This window comes from Lamprobacter modestohalophilus, from assembly GCF_016583905.1.
In the GTDB taxonomy this organism is placed as follows: domain Bacteria; phylum Pseudomonadota; class Gammaproteobacteria; order Chromatiales; family Chromatiaceae; genus Lamprobacter; species Lamprobacter modestohalophilus.
Map to the genome: position 1 here is coordinate 14,232 of NZ_NRRY01000028.1, position 26,655 is coordinate 40,886.

Below are 26,655 nucleotides of genomic sequence, written 5' to 3' on the forward strand. Positions count from 1 at the left end.
TTAAAACAACGACTTCAAATCCACCCCCTCATTCAGCTTCTGTAACATCGTGCGCAGCTTTTCAACGGCCTGTTCGCTGCGCTCGTTCGGGTCCCACACCCGGCCACCCCAGTGGTAGACGTCCTGTAACTGCGCAGCGAGCCGCTGCGGCTGTAACAGCTCGAAGATGGGCTGCCATTGGTCCTCGATGCGCAGTGAGAGTTGCGGGTTGAACAGATAATGCCCCTGCTTCCAGCGCTGGAACAGCTTGCGGTTGTAGGGTGCGTCGCGGTTAAGTTCGTTCTTGGATAGGATCGAGGAGATGTAGGGGCGCTTCTTGCGCCGTTCGGGGACGATGGATTCCGGAAAATGCTCCAGCACCGCAACGAAATCGGGCGCTGAGAGCAGATGACGCCGATACGCCCAACGCTCGCCGAGCCCTTGGTAGAACAGCACCATGGCGATACTGAGCATCAGGTACTCCATGAGCCGCTGATCGAGCTTGATCAGGCGGCCGTCGACCTGGATGTCGATGCTCGGTGGCGCTAGGCGCTCGAACACCGCCGGTAGCTTGGTGCGCGCGAAGCGTTCATCGGCGCAGGCCCGATCCAGGGCGATCTGAAAGGCATTGAGCCCATTGCCGTCGACCAGGCTGGTGTCGGCGTCACGGTCCAGCAGCGCTGCGATGAGCTCGGCGTTGCCCATGCGGCTGGCGATCATCAAAGGGGTCTGGCCGAAGACGTTGCGGAAGTCGACGCCGTACTGATCCACCTCGCGCAGCACGCCGGTGGCATGCTTGAGCCCGTAGTTGAAGAAGTACTTCTTCTCCAGCATCGAGTGGGCCTTGTCCGGCTGCTTGGCGGCCTTCAAGCCCTGCTGGATCAGCCGGTTCATCAGGCGTTGGTCGCGATAGACCAGGGCATATTCCATCAGCGCGATGCCGGCCTTCTTCTCGCCTTGGTCGAGCGCCTTCTGCTCCAGCTCCGTGAGCGCGTCACCGCGCAGCACGGTCCAGGGCACCTCGCGCTGCTTGAGGATCTGCTCGCGGATGTCGGCGGCCTGCTCGTCCTTGCCTTGTAGCTCGAGGCGATGGGCCTCTTTGCGCCATTCCTCTAGGCTCGAGGTCTGCTCTTCGACATCGTCGACGCCTTCGTGGACCTCAGTCAGCCCAAGCAGGGCGAGCAGGTGCTGTTTTGGTCGCGGCTCGATCAGATACAGGTTCTTCACCGCGCGGGTCACCGCCACGTACAGCGCGTTGATGTAGAACTTATAGATTTCTAAGGACTTGTCGCTCTTGTCACGACTGCGGGCATAGCGCAGCTCGCCCTGCAGATCGGCCTCGCTGAGCTGGCCGGCGATGTCGCGAAAGCGCTTCTCCTCGCTGGAGAGGAAGCCATAGAGCAGCACGTTCTCGTATTCCAGGCCCTTGGCCTCGTGGATCGAGAACACCAAGGGGGTGCGAAAGTGCTTGCGTACCTCGGCCTTCTGCTCCGGATGCAAGACCAGGATGGCGAAGCGCGCCGAGGCGGCGGTGCGCCGGTCGAGGTCGCGTTTGATCTGCTCGCTGTCCTGCAGCAGACCGACGCGGCCGCGCGCTGGGCCACAGCTGCGCACCAGATAGTTGCTCTCCTTGTCGACCGAGCCGAAGCGGGCGTGCTTGATGTGCAGCAAGCGGTTGGCGATCTCGGTGACCTGGGGCGAGTTACGGAAGTTGGCGTTGAGGATGCGGATCAGCTCAGTGCCCGTCGCCGTTTTGGACGCATCGGCCTGCTCGCGCCAGAACAGCGTCTTGACCTTGGACCAGGAGAAGAAGTTGGGATGGACGATCTGGTTCGAATCGCCGCAGAGCAGGAAGCCGCTGCTGTCGCGCAGCGACCGCAGGATCAACAGCAACTGCACGTTGGTCAGGTCCTGCACCTCGTCGACGACGACGAAGTCATAGCGCGGCTGCACCCGCTGCAGCCAGGCGTGACTGATCAGATTGGTGTCGAACCAGCCCTCCTCATCGAGGAAGCGCAGATACTTCTCGAACAGGTCGTAGACGCCGGCGCGGGTCTCGGGCGGGTAGATCGACTGCTTCACGCCGAGGCCGAGATAGTCCTCGCGGCTGAGGTAGGCGGATTCTGGGTCGGTGCCGGTGATGGCGCCTTGAAACTCCTCGAACAGTTGGTGGCTATCCTTCAGATCCTTGGGCAAGCGCTGGCGCCCGGCCCAGCCGGCGAAGATGCGCGGCGTGATCTCCTTGCCCTCTGGCACCTGGATGCTTTCCAGATATTCGCGAAAGGAGAGGAAGTCGACCTGCTGATCGTCGTTGGACCAGCCGTTGGCGTAGTACAGCTCACGGGCGTTTTGGACTAGGAAGGCCGAGCGCGTCACATAGAGGATGTCGCCGCTGGCGTCCTTCATCTTCTCCAGCGTCAGCGCGGTCTTGCCGCTGCCGGCGGAGCCGATGATCACCAGCGGCGGTGACTGCTGATAGACCTGCTCCTGGTCGTCGTCGAAGGACAGCACCTTGTCCAGCAGATGGAAGCGCGGCAGGCTCGGATTCAGGTACGGCAGTTCTGGCGCCTCGTCAGCGGCCTCCGCCGTCACGGCGGGGATGCGCTCCTCATCGATCTGGACCCCGCGGGCGAGAAAACGGGATTTCTCGTAGGCGTGCTGCGGGATGTATTCCAACAGCAGCGCACAGCGCTCACCCTCGTGGCGATAGAGGGCGAACAGCAGGCGATTGCTGCGATCGAGCCGCGCGCGATAGAGGTTGTCGCCGATCTTCTTGACGTCGGCGGAGCGGAAGTCATCCGCGCTCAGGTGCGCGCTGAGCTTGTCATAGCCAGGGATGGCGCTGGTGTTCAGGCCACGGTAGGTGAGAATCTTCATGCGAGTCCCAGGTGTCGGTGAGCGAGCCGGTCTCTTGCCGCGCTCATCCTACCTCAGATCCAGCGGGCGCTCCGAACCGTCGAGCGCCCCGATCCGGCAGGCAGCCGACACGATTCGGCAGGCAGCCCAGCCGATCCGGCAGGCGACCCTGGATCAGGGCCGCTTAGCCCGTCCTGAGCCTCAGGCCTCAGGCCTCAGGCCTCAGTCACCACCCGCCCCCGTGCCACCAACGGTGAGGCTGTCCACGCGCAAGGTCGGCTGGCCAACCCCGACCGGAACACTCTGGCCGTCTTTGCCGCAGGTGCCAACGCCTTCATCGAGCTTGAGATCGTTGCCGATCATGCTGACACGGGTGAGCACATCGGGACCGTTGCCGATCAGGGTCGCGCCCTTCACCGGGCGGCCGATCTTGCCGTTTTCGATCAGATAGGCCTCGCTGGCCGAGAAGGTGAACTTGCCGGAGGTGATGTCGACCTGGCCACCGCCGAAGTTGGCCGCGTAGAGTCCCTTCTCGACCGAGGCGATGATCTCGCCTGGATCATGATTGCCTGCAAGCATGTAAGTATTGGTCATGCGTGGCATCGGCAGATGGGCATAGGATTCGCGCCGGCCGTTGCCGGTCGGCGCCATGCCCATCAGGCGGGCGTTGAGCCGATCTTGCATGTAGCCAACCAGCACGCCGTCCTCGATCAGGGTGGTGCAATTGGTTGGCGTGCCCTCGTCGTCGATGTTCAGCGAGCCGCGGCGGCCGGGCAGGGTGCCGTCGTCGACCACGGTGACGCCCTTGGCGGCGACGCGCTGATTGAGCCGGCCGCTGAAGGCGGAGGTGCCTTTGCGGTTGAAGTCGCCCTCCAGCCCGTGGCCGACCGCCTCGTGCAGGAGCACACCGGGCCAGCCGGCGCCGAGCACCACGGGCATGGTGCCGGCCGGGGCGGGGCCGGCTTCCAGATTGACCAGGGCTTGGCGGACGGCCTCGCGGGCGAAGCCGAGCGCGCGGTCTTCGGCCAGCATCCAGCCCAAGTCGAGGCGGGCGCCGCCGCCGCTGTGGGCCTGCTCGCGGCGGCCGTTCTCCTCCACAACCGCGACCACGCTGAGGCGGATCAACGGGCGCACATCGGCGCTAAGCCGACCATCGTCGGAGATCACCAGGATGGTGTCTTGCACCGCGACCAGGCTGGTCATCACCTCTTTCACGCGCGAGTCCATGCTGCGCGCCTCGGCGTCGACCCGGTGCAGCAGCTCGAGCTTGGCCGCATCGTCGAGACTCTCGATCGGGTTCATCGGCTCGTAGAGCCGTTGCCTTGCCGGCATGCCGCTGCCGATGCTGACCGGTGCCGCGCCACCGCCCCGGGCGATGGCGCGCGCGGCATCGGCGGCCTTGGTCAGGGCCGCGATCTCGAGCTCGTCGGAGTAGGCGAAGCCGGTCTTTTCGCCGCTGATGGCGCGCAGACCGGCGCCTTGCTCGATGTTGAAGCTGCCGTCTTTGACGATGCCGTCTTCAAGCATCCAGGACTGCAGCCGGCTGCTCTGAAAGTAGATGTCGGCGGCGTCGATCGTGGGGCTGCGGAGCGCGCCGATCAGGCGATCGAGGTCGCTGTCGCCAAGGCCGAAGGGCGTGAGGATGCTCTGGCGGGCGATGTCGAGGGAGTCGGTCATAAGATTCAGTTGTTCGGTCTCTAGAGACGGTGGGCATTGGCCCGATGTTGAATGAGTTGGGAGGTCATCGTCGCTTTTTCCAGTCGCGGCGCTTGTTCCAGCCTATCTCTCAAGTCTTTTTGTGCTGTGACGAAGACGCGCAATCCGCAAGCGAGCAGACCGCAAGCGAGCAGACCGCAAGCGAGCAGACCGCAAGCGAGCAGACCGCAAAAACGCTGGTCGTCAGGTCGTCGATCAGCGGCACTTGAGGCGTCGATGCTCGAGAACGGGGAAGGTGCGGCGGATCGAGGCCTGACGGTCGCGATCGAGCGCGCAGCAGATCTGACCGACGCCGCGCTCGATCTGCGCCAGCACATTGCCCCAGGGATCGACGATCATGCTGTGACCATGGGTCTCGCGGCCGCTGAGATGGAAGCCGCCCTGTGCGGCTGCCACCACATAGGCCAGGTTCTCGATTGCGCGCGCGCGTATCAGGGTCTCCCAATGCGCCTTGCCGGTCAGTGCGGTGAAGGCGGCGGGAATCGCGAGGATCTCGAGGCCGCTGTCGAGCATCCGGCGGGCGGCCTCCGGGAAGCGCAGATCGTAGCAGACCAGCACGCCGAGGCGGCCGAAGGGGGTGTCGACCACGGGGCTCTGATCACCAGGCTCGATGGTTGCCGACTCCTGATAGCGCTCATTGGCGTCGGGTAGTACGACGTCGAACAGGTGCATCTTGTCGTAGCGCGCCACCCGATCGCCATGGGCGTTGTAGATCAAGGTTGCTGAGCGCACGCGGGCGGGATTACTGGCGCGCAATGGGATGGTGCCGCCGACGATCCAGACGCCGTAGCGGAGCGCGGTCCTGGCCAGGAAATCCTGCAGCTGGCCGATGCCATTGGACTCGACCAGCGTGAGCAGGTCGCGATCCTGCTTGCCCATGAAGGCGAAGTTTTCCGGCAGCACCACTAAGCCCGCGCCGGCCTCGGCGGCGAGGCCAATGAGGCGTTCGGCTTCGATGAGATTGGCGGTCGTGTTCGGGCCGGAGGCCATCTGCACGGCCGCGAGCTTGGAGATATCGCTCATGGGTACTCGATAGGGTCAATTTTCCGTAACCATAGCACCACCGACCGAGTGGCTGCGATTCGCAGCCGGTTTTCAGAACGAGGAAACTTTAGATTCTCTAAAACCCCTCGAGGAATGGGCTCGAGGTGTCTTCGGCGCCTGCGGGCGCTGGGTCTTTGGGTTTTGCCTGAGTGCCAGTGCTCGAGCTTGGGGCAGCGTCAGTCACCGCTGAGCCTCCCGCGGGCGGGTCATCGACAAAGAGATTGCCGACCGATGGTGAGCCAACGGTATCGATCCGCCTGATGACGGGATCGCGCCAGGGCCCGCTGACCTGGTAGGCATAGCGCCCAAGCCGCTCGACGGCCCCCTCGGTGACCTTGTCTGCCAGATAAACGGCGGCACCGACCACCGGGCCACCCGCGACAGCACTGGCAAGCGCAAGACCCACGCCGATCTTGGGCGTGACCTCGACCTGCTGGTCAAGCAATCCGTCGACGAGGTTGGTGCGGCCGGTGATGCGGATGTCGGCGGGTGGCGCCAGGATGTTGAGGTTGCGGATCGTTGCGTCGCCGCTGCCGATCGCGATCTCGCCGGTCATGCTGTCGAAGCTGAGACCGTCGTTGAACACATCACTGAAATCAAGACTGAGCCTTCGGCTGAGTGCGCCGGTGTTGAGGATGCCGAGCATGCGGCCGACACCGGGCTCCATCTCGAGCATGCGACCGGAGCCGACCTCGATCTTCATCGAGCCGCGCGCCCTTGCCAACGAAAGCTCGCTGGGGCCGCCGGGCCAGCTGAGCGCGAGCTGCAGCGTGCCTGGCGCACCGCTCAACGCGCTGTAGAAGCCGCTCTCACGCAAGAGTTCGCCGACGGCATTGCTCTTGGCGCTAACCTGGAGGGACGACTCGATGTAGTCGGTTGCGTCAATCTGCCAGTCGCCGCTGCCGGTGGCGTCGACATGGGGGCCTGCCAAGGTCAGGGTCTCAAAGCGCACGCCGTTTGGAACCGGTTGGCTCCGGATGCGCAGTTGGCCGAGCAGATCCTCACCGTAGTGCAGTTGCTCGATCCTGAGGTCCAGTCGGCCGAATTCCCGCGGGTCGGCCCGCGAAAGGGGCTTGGGCTCGGGCTTGGGCTCGGGCGTTGGTCCGTCGTGCGCGGCGAGGAGTGGCTCGATGTCGAGTCGTTCAAGGCGGATTCGACGCGGCTGCTCCGAGTCGGCCGTCGTTGCTGGTAGCCTGATCTGAGCGTCACCGGTCTGCTGGGCGCTGAAGCGAATATCCCAGCCGCCGGCCGGCTCAGCGGTGAGGACCGCCTCGACATCGTTCAGCTGTAAGTCACCAAGGTTGAGATCGGCGACCCGTAGCTGGACCGGTAATAGGCGGAATCCAGCCTCTGCGCCATTACCATCGCCGCCACCCCGCAGCGCTTTGAGATCCGCCTGGCCGAACCAGTTTATCCAGGGCTCTAGCGCTAAGCGTTCGAGCGCACCGCGAATCTGGATCGCGCTTTCGGGCGGCAAGGCCGTCGGCTGACCGTTCAGATCGATCGCCAACCGCGGCAGCTCGATCGCGCCATTGGGCCGCCGATCGATCTCGAGCAACCCGCCGATGTCGCCATACTCAAGGTTGACGCTGAACGGCCATTGGTCCTCGAATCGCCCGCTCAACTGGAGGTTGCGCGGCTCGCGGGTCGGTTTGCCAACCGGTGCGGGCACGGCCAGACCGACGCCGCGGAGATCTGAGCTGAGGGCAAAATGGATCGGCGGCTTTTGTTCGGCGGCGTCGCGGTTGTTGAGTGTCAGGCCGAGGCGCCAATCGAGCGTGCCGCTCACGAGCGACCAGAGCGGGCTCGGCAGCGTCTCGGAGAGCCGATCGACGGCGGTTTGGCCGCGAAGGTCGATCAGGGTGCGGCCATCGGCGCTGCCGCTGTCGAGCGTCTTTACATCGACGTCGAGGGCCTGCTTGCCGAGCTGCGTTTGGATGCCGTCGGCCTCGATGCCGGTCTCGTCGAAGCGCAGCCGGCCCGTGATCTGGTCGAATTTGAGGTCGGTGCCGTTGATGCTGAGCGTGCGGTCTTGGTTTGCGTCGTCGCTGTCCGAGGCGACAGTATCAGGGCTGAGGTCAGCGCTCCGATTCGTGTTCTGGTCGGCACCTTCCTCGGCGCCGATCTCCGAAGGTGGCGCCCAGAGCAGCTCGCCGGCGTAGCGAAAGGGCAAGGCTTGATTCAGCGGTACGCCGAGCTGCAGACGGATACCGCCGTCGCCGCTGACCGTGACCGTCGAGGCGAGGCCGCCGAGCTGTTGTGCCAAAGGCGAGGTGGCTAGCACATGCATGCCATCGGCCAGGTGGCCTGCGCCCTGGGCCTCGATCTCCAGATAGGTCGGGCGCCACAGGTCGGGCAGGCTGACGCGCCCGGCGTCGACCTGAGTATTGAGGATCTCGGCGCTGGGCACATCGATCTCGAGGCTGCGGTTCTCGAACCGGAGGGTTGCGGCGACCTGTTGTAGCGGCGGCCAGCTGAGCGTCTGCGTCTGTTCGGCGTTGCTGAGGCCGGTCGTCGGCGGCTCTGCGGCCTGCGCAGCAACGCCGTAGTCGAGTACGCCGTCGACAGCGCGTAGCTCGAGGATGAACCGCCCTTCTTGGTCATCGAATGGAAAGCGTTCGAGGGGACCGCGTAGCAGCAGATCCCCGGATTCCAGGCGGCCAGCAACCACGGCCTGAAGCAGCCAATCCTCTAGGCGGTCATCCATGATCCCGACCGGCAGCCAGCGTGGGAGTGCTGAAATGCGGCCGTTGCGTAGATGAGTGTGCAGGTCGATGAAGGGATTGACGCCAGAGGGGTGGAGACAAAGGCTGAGGCGGGTGAGGGTCTCCAGGTCCTGGGTCTCGGCGCTGAGCGCTTCGGTCCACAGATGGATCGAGCCGGCCGGCATCAGGCGCCACGCGAAGCGGCCCTCGAGGCGGGTGAACCGATGCGGCTCGGCGAACAACGGTTGCAGGTCGAGGCCGACGTTGCTGCCATCGACGCGGGCGTAGCCACCACGCGGGCCGAGATCGATGCTGAGATCGAGTCCGGAGAGCGACGGGATGGCGGCGCCAGTCGATGTAGTAGGCGGTGTTGCAGGTGGTATAGCAGGCGGTATAGCAGGCGGTATAGCAGGCGATCGACCCTGAGCGGCGTTGCTCGATGTCGTCCTCGATGTATTGCTCGACGCCGTGCTTGATGCATGGCTTGATGCAGTGCTCGACGCAGTGCTCGATACGTTACCCGGAGATAGCTGCCTCACCGCTTGGGGTGACGATGCGCGCTGTGCCTGGGTGTCGATCGTCAAGTTGTCGATCTCGGCACTGAGGCGCCAGTCGTTGATTGCGAGCGCTGTCCAGTCCAGCTTCGCCTGGCTTCCCGAACCAATCCCATGCTCAAGGCCCTGTTGCTCAGCGTTGCGCGTTTCAGCGTTGTGCGTTCTGGTCTGCTGCTGGAGTTGTTCGGTGGCGGTTGATGGATTGCCAGCGGACTCTGGCAAAGCGTCCGCTGGCGCGGTGAGCGTCATACGAACCGCGAGATTCCGGGTTAGCCCATGGAGCCCGCCCTGGCCGAGCGCGATGATCGGTTCGGGAAGATCAGGCACGATCAAGCTGAGCGCCTCGGCAATTGGCCCTATCTCGAGCGCGCCGATTGTGGCGAAGAGGTCGGCGCTGGGCGCGGAGGCATGATTGGTCTCGGAGGCATTGTCGGCCCCGGACGCATTGTCGGACCTGGAGGTTTTGTTGGTCCCGGAGGCTTGGTCGGGCGCCGTGGCATGGTCAGGCGGGGACGCACGGTCAGGCGTGGATGCATGATGAGGCGCGGACGCACGGTCGGGCGCGGATGCAAGATCCTTGGACGAGTCCGACGCAGCCGCTCGGGGTGGCTCCGAGACCCGCAGGTAGCGGACCCGTGCCTTAGTCGGCACTGATCGGGTCTGGCCGGGCAGTTCGAGATCACCGAGGTCGAGCTGCCAGCCGCGTGTCTGTCGCTGCCAGCGTGCCAGGCCCGCGAGGTCGCCGAGGCTGACCTGAGCAGGTTGTCGCTGGCTCCTGAGACGGAGCCCGTCGATCCCGACGCGTGCCAGGGATTGCGTTAGCCGACCCTGCTCGAGCTGATTCCAGCTCTCGATTCGGAAGTGGCTCGAGTCTAGCGCGAGCTGATTCGGCAAGAGCCTGCGCGTGATCAGTCCGAGATCGTTCCCGTCGGCTCGCGCGTAGAGGCGACCGGACCAACGCTCGGGGTGCTGTGGTGGGCCGTCGAGCTGGCCTAGGATTTCAAGGGTGCCCGCCTGCTTCGTCTCCGCTGGCGCCTCTTCAGCCGCAATGGTTTCGGCCGTATCGGGCCTGGGGCCCTGGAGTCCAGGCGCATCGTGTCTGTGCGCATCGCGTCCTTGCGCATCTTGTCCTTGTGCATCTTGTACTTGCGCATCGCGTCTTGTCGTATCGATCGTGGCCAGGTCGAGCGCAACCGCCCGGAGGCGCAGATCGTGGCGTTGACCGCGATTCGCGAGCTCGGCAACCTCGATGTGTATGCGGCGTTCAATACCCCTGGCACCCAAATCGCGCCAGCTCAGCTGGCTGTCGAGCAACCGGAACCGCCCCTCGCGGAGGAAGAAGTCGAGCGCCTGGGCATCGTTTCCCTGCATCGAATCCAAGCCGAGCAGCCGAATTTGGCCGACTGCGTCGCGCTGCACCTGCAGCTCGGCGCCGACCAGGCTAATCGCCTCGATCCGCGGCCGCAGTGCATTGAGTGTGGCCAGTAGGTCGAGATCGACGCGCAGGGTGCGCGCTGAGAGCAGCGGCTGGCGTGGAGCTGAGGCAGCCGCCGCAGGCGCCAAAAGCTGCGCATCGGCAAAGCTGAGCGTCGGCGTTAACCCGCGTAGCTGGATCGATAGGGTGCCGACCTCAACCTCGACGCCCAAGGTATCGCCGAGGCGCGCGACCAGTGTTTCGCGCAGCCCATCCGCGTGGGGCAACAGCAGCCGCACGCCGATTGATAGGACCGCGAGCGCGATGATGGCGGCCGCGAGAACGGCAGCTGTGCCTCTAATCAAGAGCCGATGCAGGGTTCGCGTCATCTCGCTGTCGTCGAGGTGTCGGGCGCTGGCGGCCGCTGCAACTGCAACTGCAACTGCAAGTGCAGCTGTACCAGCCCCCGCCGCTTCTCCGGCCCCTAGCGTTTCCGGGGCTCAGGTCACAGGGGCGAGTAGCTTGTGTGATGCAACGCGCCATCCGTATTACGATCAGATCAAGACCACATCGTACTGCTCTTGAGTATAGAGCGATTCGGCTTGGAGCTTGATTGGCTTGTGGATGAACTCCTCGAGTTCGGCGAGATGCCCCGATTCTTCGTCCAGCAGACGGTCGATCACTTCTTGCGAGGCCAGCACCAGCAGCTGTTCGACCTCGAATTGGCGCGACTCACGCAAGATCTCGCGGAAGATCTCGTAGCAGGTCGTCTCGGCGGTCTTCAGCGAGCCACGCCCGTTGCAGCAGGGACAGGGCTCGCAGAGGATATGCTCGAGCGATTCGTGGGTGCGCTTGCGGGTCATCTCGACGAGGCCGAGCGCTGAGACCTCGGTGATGTGGGTCTTGGCGTGATCGCGCGCGAGGCACTTTTCGAGCGCGCGCAGCACCTGGCGCTTGTGCTCCTCATCGGTCATATCGATGAAATCGATGATGATGATGCCGCCGAGATTGCGCAATCGAAGCTGGCGGCAGATCGCCTGCGCGGCCTCCAGATTGGTCTTGAATATGGTCTCTTCGAGGTTACGGTGACCGACGAAGGCGCCGGTGTTGACGTCGATGGTGGTCATCGCCTCGGTCTGGTCGATCACCAGATGGCCGCCGGACTTCAGTTGCACCTTGCGCTGCAGGGCCTTCTGGATCTCATCCTCGACCCCGTACAGATCAAATAGCGGCCGCTCGCCGCCGTAGTATTCGATGCGATCGACGATCTCGGGGATGTACTTCACCGCGAACGGGCGCGCCTTATCGACGGTAGCGCGCGAGTCGATCCGCACCCGCTCGACCTCGGGTGTCACCAGGTCGCGCAGTGCGCGCAACGCCAGCGGCAGGTCGTCATGAATCAGCCCGGTCTCGCTGGTGTTGCCCGCGCGCTCGCGGATGCCGCTCCAGAGCTTGGCGAGAAAGGCCATGTCGCGGCAGAGGTTCTCGTCACTCACCGTTTCCGCCGCGGTGCGAGCGATGTAGCCGCCGACACCTTCGTGCTCGTCGACGTAGGCTTGCAGCACCTCGCGCAGGCGCTTGCGCTCGTCGTCGTCCTCGATCTTTTGCGAGACGCCGGTGTTGCCGAGCCGTGGCATGAAGACCAGGTAGCGCGAGGCGATGGAGATATTAGTCGTCAGTCGGGCGCCCTTGCTGCCGAGTGGGTCTTTGACCACCTGCACCAGGATCGGGTCACCCTCCTTGACCAGACTGTTGATGTTATCGCTGCGCGCCTCGCCTTCCGGACTCATGATGTCGGACGCGTGCAAGAACGCCGCGCGATCGAGGCCGATCTCGACAAAAGCAGCTTGCATCCCGGGCAGCACGCGGCAGATACGCCCGCGATAGATATTGCCGACCAGCCCGCAGCGCTCGGCGCGCTCGATGATGATCTCCTGTACCACGCCGTTCTCGACGACCGCAACGCGCGTCTCCGGGGGAGTGATATTGATGAGGATCTCTTCGCTCATCGTCGGGCCGCAGGCAGGGCGGCGGTGTGGCTCAGTGGCATCGGTCTTGACCTCGTTATGATGTGATGGGCAACGCGAGCGGATCGACGCCTTGCTCGCGCAGCAGCTGCGCGGTTTCGAACAGTGGCAGACCGACGACATTGCTGTAGCTGCCGCGCACCGCCTCGACGAAGATCGCCCCTAAGCCTTGGACCGCATAGGCGCCCGCCTTATCCGAGGGCTCGCCGCTCGCCCAGTAGGCGCGGGCCTCTGCGGGCGTGATTCGACGCATCTGGACCTGGGTCTCGACGACGACCTGCCGCTGCAAGGCTGGGTTGCGTGCCTGTGGATCAGCGCTCGCAGCGGGCGCGAGCAAGGTCACGGCCGTGAGCACCCGGTGCTGACGCCCGGAAAGCAAGGCTAGCATCCGCAGCGCCGCATCGGCATCTGCCGGCTTGCCGAGGATCTGCGCGCCGATGACGACCGCAGTGTCGGCGGCGAGCAGGGGTTTGCTGGCGCGCCCGTTCAAGGTGGCCCAGCCGGCCTGTGCCTTGGCCTGCGCGATGCGGGCCACAAAGGCCTCTGGCGCCTCGTGATCTGCTGGTGTCTCGTCGATCTCGGCGACGACGACTTTCGGCCTCAGGCCCAGCTGCGCCAGTAGCTCGAGTCGGCGTGGGGAGCGTGAGGCCAGATAGAGGTCGGTGGCTTGGGGGACATTGGTCGCCGCCGTCGCCGTCGCCGTCGCCGCCGCGGGATCAGTCGCGGGGTCATCAGGGCTGTGGTTGTGCTCGGTCATGCTGATCCGCGGTGGTAAGGATGGCCCTGCGTCAGGGTCCAGGCTCGGTAGAGTTGTTCCGCGAGGATGACACGCACGAGTGGATGGGGGAAGGTCAAGGGTGAAAGCGACCAGCGTTGCTCGGCCCGCGCCAAGCAGTCGTGCGAGAGTCCGTCGGGTCCGCCGACCAAGAATGCCAAGTCCCGCCCACCCGCCATCCAGGCCTCGAGCTCGCGCGCCAGCGCCTCGGTGCTCCAGGCGCGCCCGCGTACATCGAGCGCAACCGCTAGCGCGGTGTTCGGGGTCGCCTTCAGGAGTCGCTCGCCTTCCTCCGTCAGCAATCGGTCGCGCTCTGCCGGTGAGAGCTGCGCGCGCTGTCCGGTCTTAGTGCGACCACGGCCTAAGCCCTTGCCTCGCGCCGCCGGCTCGATCTCGACGAGCGACAGGGCGCAGCTTGGCGGCAGGCGCTTCGCGTACTCGGCGAAGCCCTCGTTGACCCAGGTTGGCATGCGTCGGCCGACGCAAAGGAGTTGGATACGCATCGGGCTCCGGTAAACTGTTGCGGGTGAGCATTGGTGGCGTGTTAGTGGAGTGTCGCTGGAATGTCGCTGGAGTATCGCAGCGTGTGCCGATCGGCTCTTGCGAAATCGTCTCAGGTAGGCGACGATTCTCACTGTTTTCATTCAAAATACCTGAGGAGGTCGCGGTTGCGCCATGAGCAAGCCACTGGGAATCCGCATCCAATCGCCGATTGATCAACTTGCGATGGGCACCGTTGGCAGCCTGCCGGGTGGCTTGACCAAGGGCGCTCCCCGTCGCGCCCCCCGTCGCACGATAGACAACCTGAGGTCGCGATCTCCGGTTGCGATAGCTTCCAGAGCCCGTGGCCTGTTGTGGGCGCTTGCCCTGCTGGCGCTGGTTGCTCTCGGTGGCTGTGGGGGTGGCTCCAACCTACGCAGCGACTCCGTCTCCAAGATCGAGTACGACACCAGCGGCCCGTTCCCGGTCCCCGAAGAGATCCAGCCCAATGTCGACTTTTGGCGCCATGTCTACGGCATCTGGAGTCGCGGCCAGGTCGCCTTCCATGATAACGAGCACATGGGGGTGGTCTACGAGGTGGGCGAGCTGCCCGGCACGGTGCAGGAAGGCTACACCAATGAACAGCGCGCCTGGGTCAAGGCGCGCGAGGCGATGTATCGGGACCAGCTGCGTTCCCTCGAGCGTAAGGTACGCGAGCGCACACCGCTGACGTCATCAGACAAAGAGTTGCTGGCCAAGATCGAGCAGGGTGCGGGCAAGGGTGCGATCTACGGGGCCTCAGACAGACTTCGCAGCCAGCGCGGGGTGCGCGAGCGCTTCAAACGCGGGCTTGAGATCAGCGGCCGCTACGATCCCTATTTTCGCCAGATCATGACGGCGAAGGGCGTGCCTGATGATCTGGCCTACTTGCCCCATGTCGAGTCTTCATTCCAGACCCATGCACGCTCGAGCGTCGGCGCGGCCGGTATCTGGCAGTTCATGCCGGCGACTGGGCGTGAATACGGGATGCGGGTCGACCGTAACATCGATGAGCGGCTTGACCCGATTACCTGTGCTGATGGTGCCGCGCGTTATCTGTCAGCGGCGCATCGCAAGCTCGGCAGCTGGCCGCTGGCAATCACATCGTACAACCACGGTAAGGGCGGCATGGCCAACGCCAAGGCTCAATATGGCGACGACATCGGCAAGATCGTCAAGAACTACAAGGGGCGCGCGTTTGGCTTTGCTTCGCGCAACTTCTACGCCTCCTTCGTCGCTGCGCGCGAGGTGGCCGATCATCCGAATCGCTACTTCCCAGAAGGGGTGAATTTCGAGCAGCCTTGGTCCTATGAGCGCCTGGTGCTCCGCAGCTCGATGCCAGCGCATCATGTTGCGAATCACTACGGCGTCTCGACCGCCAGCCTGGCGCGCGCGAATCTGCACTGGCGTGATCCGGCTGTCGATGGTCGGTCACAGCTTCCAGCCGGGAGCACAGTCTGGCTACCAGCCGGCAGTACGCGCCGCGTTGCCGCCCATCCCCCGACCTACCGAGATCGCATCAGCGTGCCATCCACCGCGACTCTCGTGGTTCGCAACGACAGCGGCTCTGCGAAGCAGGCAGCAAAGACCGGCTCGGTGAGACTGGCCAATACCAGTACCGGTACCGCCAAGCCGACAAGCGCAAAGGCGCCAGCCGCCAAGCCAGCAAGCGCAAAGCCATCGGCGACAGCGGCGACGACTAAACCCACGGCCAAGGCTAAGTATCACGTCGTCAAACCGCAAGAGACTCTCTATCGCGTCGCGGTCAACAACGGTATCTCAGTCGATAAGCTGCGCAAGCTCAACCAGCTTGATCCCAATGACAACACCATCCGGGTTGGTCAGAAGCTGAGGGTGAGTGGCTGACGGTGAGTGGCTGACGGTGAGTGGCTGACGGTGATTGGCTGACGGTGATTGGCTGATGGGAATCGAGGGTTCCTAGAAATGACCCATCTTGCAGAATCGCTCTGGCGAACAAGGCAGGCCTGCTCCGCCGAATTCATGGGGAAAATGGAGTCCATCGGTTATTTCCGCCCGGTGCGCGGTGAGCGCCCGACATAAGGCCCATTATGGCGCGGGGCCGTCCCGGAGAATGAATCCATAGGCCGCACCCTCAGGACTCAAGCACCTAGCCCCGGGCTGCTGCGCCAGACCAGCCGCTCGAAGCCAAGCGCAACCACGGCGTGAGTGTGCAAGCGCAGGCGCTCGCCGTAGGCTTGCTCGAGCCCTAGGCGGTGGCGGGCGAGCTGGGCCTCGGCGGTGTCCAAAGCCGAAGCCACCACGGGCAGGGCAGCGAGGGCATCGCGCGGCTGCTCGCGCACTGACTCGCCGCTGAGGTTCAGATCCTGAAGGCTCAGGTACTTGAATTGCAGCAGATGATCGAGCAGCGCGAAGCGGCGCATCTCCTCGCGCACCATCAGCGACAGGTCGCCATGACCGCGCGCGATGGCCGTCTCGGAGTCCATCACGTAGAAGATGTCGGCGAACAAGGCCACCAGAAAGACCGTCTTCACCGTCAGCTCGTTTGACCAGCGATAGTCGCGATTGTCGAACACACGTAGATGGTTCGCCTCCAGCACCTCGATCAGCGGTGCGATCTCTCCGCTGCTGTAGAAGCCTTCGGCGGCGGCGCGCAGGCTCTCGCGCTCGGGGTACTCAGGGAACAGCTGATCGCGGAACTTCTCGACATACAGCTTGCGGATGACCAGATTGGGCACGCCCATCACCAGACGCCCCATGGCATCCTGATCCTTGAGTGTCAGCGCACCGAGAAAATACAACAGCGAGCCCAAAAAAGGCGCGTCCTTGGGCGCGCGGCGCATGTCCTCGACGCCAAAGCGATGCGCCAGGCTGGCGATCACCGGTGGATGCTCAGGATCGAGCGCGGCACCGATCAACGCCTGCCCATGCGGCTGGCGGGCGACGAAGTCGATGCGGTTGCGGTCCATCGCGAGGTTGCTGTCGAGCATCTCCCGCGGCGGCTGCCCGGTGGTGGCCAGATGCTTGAAGAAGTATAGGGCCAGGGTGGGATTGTAGAGTCCTGGGCCGGGCTCGTAGCCGAAGCGATAGCCGTTGTACCAGGTGCGCATGGTCGCGAGCATGCGCTCGGACCAGGTGTGATCACGCCCCTGCTCGGCGGCGAGCTGGTCGATCACGGCGATGATTTCGGCCTCAGTGAAGCCGCAGAGGTCGATAAAACGCGCGTCCAGGCTGAGGTTTTCGGAGACGTTGTAGCCGCTGGAAATATCGGCCAGCACGACGGGAGACACCCCGGTGATGAAGACCCGGTCGATGCCGGCGCCCGAGGCCAGGAATTTGACCGCCTTGAAGACGGTCTTGAGCAGGCCTTCGCCGGAGACCAGTGCATCGTAGTCGGCTCGGCGCCCGTGCATCAGCTCATTGGCGAAGTTGTCGTATTCGTCGATCAAGAGATACAGATCATGGCCCTGGGCGCGCGCGGCGCTGACCGCGGCGCGCAGAGCCACTAGGCCATCACTGGGATGATAGCGAAGGTCCACGCCGAGCTGCTTGCGATAGCGAACGCCAAAGTCGGCCACTTGGGCATTGATGTGGTTGTGCAGCGCCTGGCGAATCTCGGCCAGGCTGCCACTGGCATCGACCATGGAGAAGTCCCAGCGCAGCACGAAATACTGATTGTGCCGCTCGGTGGGTGCTTGGCCAATGGCGAGCTCCCCGAACAGCGTATCGAATTCCTCGGCACGGGCGAGATCGTAGTAGTTCTCCAGCGTGGTCAGCCAGGCGGTCTTGCCGAAGCGGCGCGGGCGCAGGAAGAGCACTTGGTCGCCGACGTTTTCGAGTGTGCGAATGCGTTCGGTCCGATCGGCATAGTAGTAACCCTCGGAAATGATTTTGTGAAAGTCAGCGGTGCCGTAAGGGAATTTCATAATGGATGAGCGAAACCTGAAGCATATAGCTAGTATAAAGCGCTGGGTCGCGCTGGGGACTCGATCGAAGCCTCCCAGTCCATCACCGCCAACTTCGAGCAAATCACCAACGGTGCCTGCGGCAGCGCCAATGGATATCAGAGGCTGACCGCGCCGAGCGCTGCCGCTGGTGGCTGAATCCCTTTGGCCCCGGCATGCGGAGCTGTGGCGGCTGAGCGCAGCCGCCCCAGACGCTTTCCGGTGCTGGGCTGCTTGCGCTACTGGCGGGCTTGACCGGTCTCGGTGGCTTCTATGCCCGACGATCGCGCCGTGGCCGGAAGCGGCTAATCTGCCGGCAAAGTATCCGATGGTCGGTCTTTGTCGGAGGGGCTTGGTAGCGCAGCCTGAGGTAGCTGTCGACGATCGCGTCGACCGTCGGCTGTAAGTCGGGCCGCGCCTTGAGGACCCGCGCACGGTAATGAAGCGGTGCTTCGTGGCGTTGCGGCCCAAGGCCGATGCGGGCGAGCCGTTGCCCAAAGCGCTGCCAACAGCGTTGGACCGGATCGCGCGCTCTTGGCCGGCGTGATAACGCTAAGGCCCATCCAAGCATCACCGCCGATCCGGCTACCGTCATCAGTAGCGCTAAACCGTACTCTCGGAGCTGTCCGAGGCCGAGTTGGTCCAGCAACCGGAATTGGTCGCGGCTCGAATAGCCGAGCACCCAGTTCTTCCAGCCGGAGTCGAAGGCGCCGGCGAGGAAGCGGGCACCGCGCACCAGTTGGCCGAGGGCGCTGCTCTCTTCGACGCGGAAGCGCGCCGGCGCCGAGCGGCCGAGGGTATCAAAGCGCAGCTCGCGCTCGACGCGCGCGGGGTCGATCGCCGCGGTGGGGTCGACACGGGTCCAGCCGCGCCTGTCGAGCCAGACCTCGGCCCAGGCGTGGGCGTCGGATTGGCGGATCAGGTAGTCGCCGCTGAGGGGGTTGTACTCACCGCCAAGATAGCCGAGCACGATGCGCGACGGAATGTCGGCTAGGCGCATCAGCAGGACGAAGCTCGAGGCATAGTGCTCGCAGAAGCCGGCCTGGGTCTCGAACAAGAACTCATCGGTAGGGTTTGCACCAAGCGCTGGCGGTAGCAGCGTGTAGCGAAACGGCGGTTGGCTGAAGAAGGTCAGGGCTTGCTGCACGATTTGCGCTGGTGTTTCCGAGCTTGCCTGCCAGTCAGCGACTAGAGCTTGCATGCGCTCACTGATGTTTGCGGGCAGCTGCAGCGCAGCACGCTCATGGGCTGGCGAGAGTCGGCTCATCCGGTAGTCGACGACCGAGCTGGCACGGTACAGCCGGAGATCGGTCACCGGCTTCTCGGCGAGGAGCTGGAAGTCGGCGGTGAGTCGGGAGCGCTCCGGTAGCTGAGTGGGCAGCTCGAGCGCGAACAGCCAGCGCTGATCAGTCGGCTCGAGCACCACGGTATAGCTGATGGGGTCGCTGAGGAGTTCTCGCACAGGAAGGGCATCGGCTGGCTGGGCGTTGTCCGACCGATTCGTTGGCGTTGGCGTTGGCGTTGTCGATGACAGTGGCAGCCAGCGCTGCCCATTGGTGCGCCAGAGGACCGGGCCGCGCCAGTACATGGCGTTGACGGGCAGGTCTTGCGGCGGGTTCTGGGGGGCATCGAAACGCACCCGAAAGGCGTCTTCGCCGGAGATGATCAGCTCAGTGATCGAGCCGGGCTCGAGCCAGTCCTTGAGTCCGGTGACCGCGCGCTCGTCGCCGAGCTGCAGATCCCAGAGCGGTGCGTCGAGGCGTGGAAAGAGCACGAATAGGACTAGCGCGAGTGGCGCGGCTTGGGCGGTCAGGATGAGCGCTGTGCGGCCGGCTGCTCGCCAGTCTGCCAGGCGCTTGTCAGATCGTCCGGCGACGCTGAGGTCGGCGAGCAAGGCGATCGCGCCGATCAGCATCAGCAGCATCCAGACCGCGAGCCAGGGCGATTCGCCGAACAGAAACTGGATCACAAGCAGGAAGCCGAAGGCGATAACCAGCACTCGCAGATCCCGGCGCGTGCGGCTCTCAAGCCGCTTCAGCGCGATCATGACCAATAGCAGTGCGCTGCCGGCGTTCTGACCAACCAGCGAGCGATAGCTCTCGAGCACGATGAGCCCGCCGAGCAGGGTCAGTGCAACCAAGACCCAGCGATTCGGCTGCAGGCGTGGCCAGCGAATGGCTGCGCCGCTGATCAGTAGGAGCCCGAGGACGAAGAGCCCGACCTGCAGGCGTAGCTCGAACAGTAGTGGCGCGGCGCCGAGCCCGAGCAGTAGGGTCGCGGCAGTGAGCTGCCAGCGATCTGGGGGCCGATCGCGGTAGCGGTCTTGATGGCTGTTGCGCAGATGTCGACGGCGGCTTGGCTGCGGTGTTTTGCTGTGCTGGGAGGGCTGGTTGAATCGCAGCGATTGCAACAGCCTGCTGAACATGCGCGGGAGACTGGGCCGATCTGGAAGGTCAGCGGACCGCTTAGGTCGATCGCTTGCGGGTCGCTGACTCATGCTGAGCCACGCGGCGCGCCAGCAAGAGCGCTGGAGCTGGCGATATCGAGAGCGCTCTGGCTAGAATCAGCTCGAGAGCCAGAGCCAGAGCCAGAGCCAGAGCCAGAGCCAGAGCCAGAGCCAGAGCCAGAGCCAGAGCCAGAGCCAGAGCCAGAGCCAGAGCCAGAGCCAGAGCCAGAGCTTGCGCCCCCGTCATTGTCTGAACCGGCACCAGCACCAAAATCGGCGTCATGAGCGACATCGGCCGGACAACGCGCTAGGGCTTCTAGGCAACGCTGCCTATGCTGCTCGCCCCGTCCACAAGGGATTACCTGAGCGCCGAGCGTTAGCCCATAACGGAGATCACGCGCATTGGCATCGAGCACCTGGCGCGTCAGCAGCGACAGCCGCTGCTCCAGCTCGCCGCAATGCTGACGCAGGTCGAGCTGCACCTGGGCGGCTTGATCAGCGCCGAATTGTTTGGTCACCAGGCCGCGCTCGCGGGCCAGCACCTTCCAGTCGATCTGCCGCGGCGAGTCCCCGTCGCGATAGCCGCGCGAGCCGATGTAGTCATCGGCCCCTTGGTCTTGCGCTGTCCTAGCGGCCTCTTGCTGCTTGGTCCGCTGCTCTGGTGCGCTGTCCAGCCCCGGTTGAGGTGCCTGAGGCGCTGGGCGTGGATAGACCAGCACCTTGGCCGGGGTGCGCACCAGCGCCCAGGCGCGGAACAGGCCGAGTGGATAGCGGGTGTCGATCAGCAACTCCTCGAGTCGCATCAGCCCGCGCTGATCCGTGCTTTGGTGCAGGTCGATCTCGACATGACTGCCGGCTGCAATCTCGGCGCACTCGCCACCGCGCAGACACAGCTCGCCATGGCGCCGATCGCGCTGATTCCAGAACTCGACCCGAAACCGGGCCGGCTGACCGCAGAAGATCGGCTCGGCATCGACACAGCGCACCGAGAGCCCGAGCAGGTTGTACCAGCAATAGTGCATGCTGACCAAGGCGATGCCGGCCATCAGAAAGGTTAGGAATAGACCGAGGTTGTTCTGATAGTTCAGCGAGCCGAGCAGTGTCGCAAACAGCATGGCGCCGAAGGTGACTCCGGTGCTGGTCGGCAGGATATAGATACGACGCGCGCCGATGCAGGCCACGCCCTGTTGATCGTGGGGGTTGCGGCGCATCAGCCCGTCGAGCCAGCGCTGGCGTGATTGAGTCACCGTCTACGCCACTGTACCTTGGCGCTCCCGCTCTCCTCTCTCGTCTTTTCAACCGCAGATGACGCAGAGGTACGCCGATCAAGATGCGATAGAACAAAGATCCCGCAAGGATGCCAAGGGTGCCAAGACCACCCAGCAGGTGCAGAGGGGATGAAGAGGAAGCTGATTGAAAACGCGGTGTTCATCGGCGTCATCGTCATCATCGTCATCATCGTCTGAGCCTATCGGCCGCTTTCAAGGAATGGGAATGGCATCGAGGATCTGCGCCGCGACGGTTGAATCAGTGCGCGCGCCCTGTTCGGTCTCTTGCGCCAACCGATGCGGCACCACCGCTGGCAGCACCTGCTGGATGTCGTCCGGCGCGACATAATCGCGCCCCTCGACCATCGCCCAGGCCCTGGCGGCGCGCAGCAGGCCGAGCCCAGCGCGCGGTGAGAGCCCATGCCGAAAACGGTTGCTGGAACGGGTGTACTGGAGGATGTGCAGGCAGTAGTCGATGATCGGCGGTGCCGCATGGATGCCATCCAGGCGCGTCTGGAACTGCATCAGCGTCGCCGCGTCGATCAGCGGCTGCAGCCCCGCGACCATCGCGCGTCGGTCCTCGCCGGCGAGCAGGATGCGCTCTTGCGCCTGGTCCGGATAGCCAAGCGCGATGCGCATTAGGAAACGGTCGAGCTGCGACTCCGGCAGCGGGAAGGTGCCGATCTGGTGCGCCGGGTTCTGGGTGGCGATGACGAAGAAGGGTTGCGGCAGCGCCCGAGTCTCGCCATCGGCGGTCACCTGGCGCTCTTCCATCGCCTCGAGCAGCGCGCTCTGTGCCTTGGGTGTGGCGCGATTGATCTCGTCGGCCAGCACCAGCTGTGCGAACACGGGTCCGGGATGGAAGCGAAACTGCTCCGCGGCGCGGTCATAGACCGAGACCCCGAGCACATCGGCCGGCAGCATGTCGCTGGTGAACTGGATGCGCGCATACTGCAGACCCAGCAGGCGCGCGAGCAGGTGTGCGAGCGTGGTCTTGCCAACCCCCGGCAGATCCTCGATCAGCAGATGACCGCCGGCGAGCAAGCAGACGAAGGCCAGTTTGATCTCATAGGTCTTGCCGAGGATCACCGAGCCGGCGGTCTCGATCAGCGCGGCGAAGGGGCTCGTGCGGGAGCTGCGAAGCTTGCCTGTGGTGAGTTTGAAGCGAGCAAGCTCGGTTGCTGGATTCTCTGCAAAGGTCATAGAGGGTTCCAAAGGACATCGGCCCTTAGGCGATGTCTGTCAAAGCCTGTAATGCCTGGCTTGTCTTTTCGCTCGCCTTCCGCGTCGCCTCGGCGGTCACAGAGCCCGGCTATGCTCCCGACGACGCTTCTTGAAGCCAAACGAGAAGCCAAACGAGAAGCCAAACGAGAAGCTAAACGAGAAGCTAAACGAGAAGGCAAACGAATGGAAGGCAAACGAATGGAAGGCAAACGAACATCCTGCGCAATTCGATACGCGCGTTTCCAGCAATCGCCTTAGTCTAGTCCCTGTGGGTGCTGCGAGAGGAAATGGCAAGCCAAGCCTAGATTGCGGGCAGCGAGGCTCGCGCTCGATCGCTTTCGAACATGGCCTTTGGTATCGTCGGTTTACTGGATTGTTCAAGCGCACCGAGGAGGGTCTGAGATCATGTCACCGCCCGCCATCGCCCTAACCGATCCGCCCAGGATCGGTCTCGACCCCGATCCCCCCGCCGGCACCCGAGTCAGCGAGGCCGATTATTGGGCCTCTTACTACGAGCACGACAACGGCTACGAATGGAACGACGGTTATCTGGAGGTCAAGCCGGTGTCCGATACCCTGACCATCCGCGTCTACCAATGGCTGCTCCAGCTGCTGCAGTTCTATCTGGAGACGCACGACAACGCCCAGCTGACCGCGCTGGAGATGGGTTTTCGCTTGCGCCTCGCCGACAAGGTCGCGATCCGCAAGCCAGATCTCGGCCTGGTGCTCGACAGCAACCCGATTCCGCTCGCGGATCTGGATCGCTCCTACAAGGGTACCTTCGATCTCTGCGTCGAGGCCCTCTCCGACAGCACTCCGGCTGAGATCGCCCGCGACACCGAGCAGAAGCGGCGTGAATACGAGGCCGCCGGGGTGCGCGAATACTACATCTTGCACCATGAAACACGCTGGCAACGGTTCTACCGTCGTAACGCCTTTGGTCGCTACCAACCGATCCCAACCGACGAGGGCGTGTTGCAGTCCGAGGTGGTGCCGGGCCTGCGCTTTCGGCTCGAGGATCTGCAGCGCCAGCCCGGTCCGACCGCGATGATCGAGGATGCGGTCTATGCGCCCTTTGTGTTGCCTAAGTGGCAGCGCGATCGGGAGGTGTTGGAGGTGGAGCGCAGGGCGCGCGCATTCGCTGAGCAGGCGCGCGAACAATCTGAGCAGGCGTATCAGCAGGCTGAGCTGGCACGCCAGCAGGCTGAGCAGGCGCTTCATCAGGCCGAGCAGCTCGCGCAGCAGGAGCGCGAGGAGAAAGCGGCACTTTTGGCCGAGCTGGCCCGGCTGCGCGGCGTCTCCTGACGCCAGGGGACTCGCCGATCCAACTCCATACCTCGCTGCTCACGCGCTGATTGCCGTTGCCTCTATTGAGCCACGACTGTTACCCAACCTCTGAGTCCATGCCCATGCCCCGCCGCCTGATCAGCTTCGATTGGGCCTTAAAGCGCCTGCTGCGCAGCAAGGCCCACTTCGGCATTCTCGAAGGCTTCCTCAGCGAGCTGCTGCAAGATGACATCCAGATCCTGGAAATCCTCGATAGCGAGAGCGGCCGCGATACCCCGCTCGAGAAGCTCAACCGGGTCGACCTACGCGCCCGCAATCAGCACGGCGAGATCATCCTGATCGAGGTCCAGTACGAACGCCAGTTCGATTATCTGCAGCGCATCCTGCACAGCAGCGCCCGCACGGTCGTCGACAACCTGCCCAAAGGCGCCCCCTACGAGGACATTGTCAAAGTCATCTCGGTCAGCATCCTCTATTTCGACTTTGGCCAAGGTGAGGATTACGTTTACCACGGCGCCACCCGCTTCATCGGCCTGCATCGCCAAGACGAATTACAGCTTAGCGACAAGCAGCGTGAACTCTACCAATGCGACCAAGCGCACCAGTTGTTCCCCGAGTACTACCTGATCAAAGTCAACCAGTTCGACGACATCGCCCGCGACCCGCTCGACCAATGGATCTACTTTCTGAAAAACGAAGAGATCCAGAGTGACTTCACTGCCCGCGGGCTGCAGCAGGCCAAGGATGAGCTCGATGTGCTCAAGCTCCCAGAGCCCGAGCGTCGCGCCTACGAGCGCTATCAGGACGACCTACACCAGCAGGCGAGCATGGTGCAGTCGTCCTATGGTGTCGGGCGGATGCAGGGCCTTAAGGAGGGGCGTCGGATGGAGCGCGAACGCATCGCTCGAAGCTTGCTCGATGTCATCACCGATGACGTGATCCTGGCCGAGAAAACCGGCTTGAGCCTGGACGACATCCAGCGCCTGCGTGGAGCTGGTTAGCGCATGTCGCTGCAGATTCAGTTGCGTAATCATCTCGCGGATGTCAACACGCGATGTGCCTCGTGGGCCACTTCCAGCTCGCGACTCCCTCGTCTGATCCCGCATCGATTCGAATTATCATAACCGCTCACTTGCGAGGAGAGCTGGCGCATGTTGGCAGAACAACAGTACGACGTCATCGTCGTCGGTGGCGGTCACGCTGGCACTGAGGCGGCGTTGGCCGCGGCCCGCGTCGGCGCGCGCACGCTGCTCTTGACCCACAACATCGAGACCATCGGCCAGATGAGCTGTAACCCGGCCATCGGCGGGATTGGCAAGGGCCATCTGGTGCGCGAGATCGATGCGCTTGGCGGGCTGATGGCGCGCGCAACCGACCGTGCTGGTATCCAGTTCCGGGTGCTGAACCGACGCAAGGGGCCTGCGGTGCGGGCGACACGCGCCCAGGCCGATCGGATGCTGTATCGCGCTGCGGTACGTGCGGCCGTGGAGACGGCGCCGAATCTGGATCTGTTCCAGCAGGCGGTCGATGATTTGCTGCTGGAGTCGGATGGCCAGGCGGAGCGCGTCGTTGGCGTGCGCACCCAGATGGGGCTGGAGTTTCGAGCGCGGGCGGTGGTGCTGACGGTCGGCACCTTCTTAGGCGGTAAGATCCATATCGGCCTCAGCAACTATCAGGGCGGTCGCGCCGGTGATCCGCCGTCGAATGCGCTCGCCGAGCGCCTGCGGGCGCTGCCGTTTCGCGTTGAGCGGCTGAAGACCGGCACGCCGCCGCGCATCGCCGCGCGCAGCATCGACTACAGCAAGCTCGAGGAGCAGCCAGGCGATGCACCCGTGCCGGTGTTCTCCTATCTCGGCAGCTCCGCTGAGCATCCGCGCCAAGTCAGCTGCCACATCGCCCGTACCACTGAGCGCACGCATGAGATCATCCGCGGCGGCCTGTCGCGCTCGCCGATGTATTCGGGTGTGATCGAGAGCATCGGCCCGCGCTACTGCCCGTCGATCGAAGACAAGATCGTGCGCTTTGCCGACAAGACCTCGCATCAGATCTTCGTCGAGCCGGAGGGCCTGGAGAGCGGCGAGATCTATCCGAACGGTATCTCGACCAGCCTGCCCTTCGATGTCCAGCACGCGCTGGTGCGCTCGATCCCGGGCTTCGAGCAGGCGCATCTGACCCGGCCTGGCTATGCGATCGAATACGACTTCTTTGATCCGCGCGATCTCTCGCCGTCGCTCGAGACGCATTTCGTGCCGGGCCTGTTCTTTGCCGGTCAGATCAATGGCACCACCGGTTACGAGGAGGCCGCAGCACAGGGCCTGCTGGCGGGCGTGAATGCCGCTCGGCAGGTGCAGGGGTTGGAGCCTTGGTCGCCGAGGCGCGATGAGGCCTATCTCGGCGTGCTGGTCGATGATCTGATTACGCGTGGCACCAACGAGCCTTACCGGATGTTCACTAGCCGCGCCGAATATCGGCTGATGTTGCGCGAGGACAACGCGGATCTTCGCCTAACCGAGACCGGGCGCCGGCTTGGGTTGGTAGACGACGTGCGCTGGCAGCGTTTCGAGGCCAAGCGCGAGGCGATTGAGCGCGAGCAGCAGCGCCTGCGTGCCTGCTGGGTGCGGCCTGGGACTGAGCTGGCGGCGGAGGTCGAGCGGCATACCGGCGAGTCGATCAAGCGGGAGGTGCGGGCGCTGGAATTGCTGGCCCGGCCGGCGGTTGGGTATCTCGATCTGGTTGTCTGCGAGGGTATCGGTGATCCGCTCGGTGTGTCTGCGCGGTCATCGCCATCGCTTTCTGACCATGCCGAGACTGACGCCATGCTGAATGAGCATGATGCTGGTCAGGGTGGCGCTGAGTTCAGGGTTGCTGATGGCGCCGATAGCGCAGGTGAAACCGATAGCGCAGGTGAAACCGATAGC

Annotated in this window: 14 protein-coding genes and 1 pseudogene; 4 read left to right on the top strand and 11 right to left on the bottom strand. The window is 64.0% G+C overall.

What is annotated here, in order from left to right; translation table 11 throughout:
* The 7 genes from CKO42_RS15835 to rlmH form a co-directional block, all read right to left on the bottom strand.
* Complete coding sequence (locus tag CKO42_RS15835) at positions 1–2,856, bottom strand: UvrD-helicase domain-containing protein (RefSeq protein WP_200246138.1); 2,856 nt, start codon at positions 2,854–2,856, stop codon at positions 1–3.
* 201 nt (positions 2,857–3,057) lie between these two features.
* Positions 3,058–4,512, bottom strand: a complete 1,455-nt coding sequence (tldD, locus tag CKO42_RS15840) for a metalloprotease TldD (RefSeq protein ID WP_200246141.1) — start codon at positions 4,510–4,512, stop codon at positions 3,058–3,060.
* A 234-nt stretch (positions 4,513–4,746) separates the two neighbouring features.
* Positions 4,747–5,574 carry a carbon-nitrogen hydrolase family protein gene (locus CKO42_RS15845; RefSeq protein WP_200246143.1) on the bottom strand — a complete coding sequence of 276 codons (828 nt, stop codon included), beginning with the start codon at positions 5,572–5,574 and terminating at the stop codon, positions 4,747–4,749.
* A gap of 97 nt (positions 5,575–5,671) precedes the next feature.
* Positions 5,672–10,657 carry a YhdP family phospholipid transporter gene (locus CKO42_RS15850; protein ID WP_200246146.1) on the bottom strand — a complete coding sequence of 1,662 codons (4,986 nt, stop codon included), beginning with the start codon at positions 10,655–10,657 and terminating at the stop codon, positions 5,672–5,674.
* Between the two features lie 165 nt (positions 10,658–10,822).
* A complete protein-coding gene (gene rng / locus CKO42_RS15855) occupies positions 10,823–12,277 on the bottom strand; it encodes a ribonuclease G (RefSeq protein ID WP_200246148.1) in 1,455 nt (484 codons plus the stop codon).
* Positions 12,278–12,332: 55 nt separating this feature from the next.
* A complete protein-coding gene (locus CKO42_RS15860; protein ID WP_200246151.1) occupies positions 12,333–13,052 on the bottom strand; it encodes a Maf family protein in 720 nt (239 codons plus the stop codon).
* Complete coding sequence (rlmH, locus tag CKO42_RS15865; RefSeq protein WP_200246153.1) at positions 13,049–13,573, bottom strand: 23S rRNA (pseudouridine(1915)-N(3))-methyltransferase RlmH; 525 nt, start codon at positions 13,571–13,573, stop codon at positions 13,049–13,051. The genes CKO42_RS15860 and rlmH overlap by 4 nt, the downstream gene beginning before the upstream one ends.
* A gap of 349 nt (positions 13,574–13,922) precedes the next feature.
* On the opposite strand from rlmH, the gene CKO42_RS15870 reads away from it, so the two are divergent.
* The gene (locus tag CKO42_RS15870; protein ID WP_242479434.1) at positions 13,923–15,455 is read left to right on the top strand and encodes a LysM peptidoglycan-binding domain-containing protein; all 1,533 of its coding nucleotides are present in this window, start codon (positions 13,923–13,925) and stop codon (positions 15,453–15,455) included.
* Between the two features lie 254 nt (positions 15,456–15,709).
* Here the strand turns inward: CKO42_RS15870 and CKO42_RS15875 are convergent, their stop codons facing one another.
* The 4 genes from CKO42_RS15875 to CKO42_RS15890 all read right to left on the bottom strand — a co-directional run bounded on the left by CKO42_RS15875 (position 15,710) and on the right by CKO42_RS15890 (position 22,429).
* Positions 15,710–17,494, bottom strand: a complete 1,785-nt coding sequence (locus CKO42_RS15875) for an AAA family ATPase (protein WP_200246155.1) — start codon at positions 17,492–17,494, stop codon at positions 15,710–15,712.
* Between the two features lie 289 nt (positions 17,495–17,783).
* Entirely contained in the window at positions 17,784–19,922 is a 2,139-nt protein-coding gene (locus CKO42_RS15880; protein ID WP_200246157.1) for a transglutaminase TgpA family protein, read from the bottom strand.
* Between the two features lie 83 nt (positions 19,923–20,005).
* Positions 20,006–21,205 (bottom strand): DUF58 domain-containing protein, encoded by a 1,200-nt coding sequence (locus tag CKO42_RS28290; protein ID WP_338034932.1) that lies wholly within the window; start codon positions 21,203–21,205, stop codon positions 20,006–20,008.
* Between the two features lie 234 nt (positions 21,206–21,439).
* Positions 21,440–22,429: an AAA family ATPase gene (locus CKO42_RS15890; protein ID WP_200246159.1), complete on the bottom strand. Its 990-nt coding sequence runs from the start codon at positions 22,427–22,429 to the stop codon at positions 21,440–21,442.
* Between the two features lie 426 nt (positions 22,430–22,855).
* On the opposite strand from CKO42_RS15890, the gene CKO42_RS15895 reads away from it, so the two are divergent.
* From CKO42_RS15895 to mnmG, 3 genes and pseudogenes are all read left to right on the top strand, one after another.
* Positions 22,856–23,755: a Uma2 family endonuclease gene (locus tag CKO42_RS15895; RefSeq protein ID WP_200246161.1), complete on the top strand. Its 900-nt coding sequence runs from the start codon at positions 22,856–22,858 to the stop codon at positions 23,753–23,755.
* Between the two features lie 104 nt (positions 23,756–23,859).
* Positions 23,860–24,738, top strand: coding sequence for an Rpn family recombination-promoting nuclease/putative transposase (locus CKO42_RS15900; protein WP_242479435.1), 879 nt, complete (start codon positions 23,860–23,862; stop codon positions 24,736–24,738).
* A 150-nt stretch (positions 24,739–24,888) separates the two neighbouring features.
* Positions 24,889–26,455, top strand: a pseudogene (gene mnmG / locus CKO42_RS15905) (tRNA uridine-5-carboxymethylaminomethyl(34) synthesis enzyme MnmG); the annotation flags it as partial.
* Positions 26,456–26,655 lie beyond the last annotated feature (200 nt).

Bases quoted from the DNA above. Each gene is read 5' to 3' on its own strand.
- CKO42_RS15875 (WP_200246155.1), bottom strand. From the start codon at position 17,494: ATGAAATTCCCTTACGGCACCGCTGACTTTCACAAAATCATTTCCGAG.
- CKO42_RS15850 (WP_200246146.1), bottom strand. From the start codon at position 10,657: ATGACGCGAACCCTGCATCGGCTCTTGATTAGAGGCACAGCTGCCGTT.
- CKO42_RS15845 (WP_200246143.1), bottom strand. From the start codon at position 5,574: ATGAGCGATATCTCCAAGCTCGCGGCCGTGCAGATGGCCTCCGGCCCG.
- CKO42_RS15900 (WP_242479435.1), top strand. From the start codon at position 23,860: ATGCCCCGCCGCCTGATCAGCTTCGATTGGGCCTTAAAGCGCCTGCTG.
- CKO42_RS15895 (WP_200246161.1), top strand. From the start codon at position 22,856: ATGTCACCGCCCGCCATCGCCCTAACCGATCCGCCCAGGATCGGTCTC.
- tldD (WP_200246141.1), bottom strand. From the start codon at position 4,512: ATGACCGACTCCCTCGACATCGCCCGCCAGAGCATCCTCACGCCCTTC.
- rlmH (WP_200246153.1), bottom strand. From the start codon at position 13,573: ATGCGTATCCAACTCCTTTGCGTCGGCCGACGCATGCCAACCTGGGTC.
- CKO42_RS15890 (WP_200246159.1), bottom strand. From the start codon at position 22,429: ATGACCTTTGCAGAGAATCCAGCAACCGAGCTTGCTCGCTTCAAACTC.
- CKO42_RS15835 (WP_200246138.1), bottom strand. From the start codon at position 2,856: ATGAAGATTCTCACCTACCGTGGCCTGAACACCAGCGCCATCCCTGGC.
- CKO42_RS15860 (WP_200246151.1), bottom strand. From the start codon at position 13,052: ATGACCGAGCACAACCACAGCCCTGATGACCCCGCGACTGATCCCGCG.
- rng (WP_200246148.1), bottom strand. From the start codon at position 12,277: ATGAGCGAAGAGATCCTCATCAATATCACTCCCCCGGAGACGCGCGTT.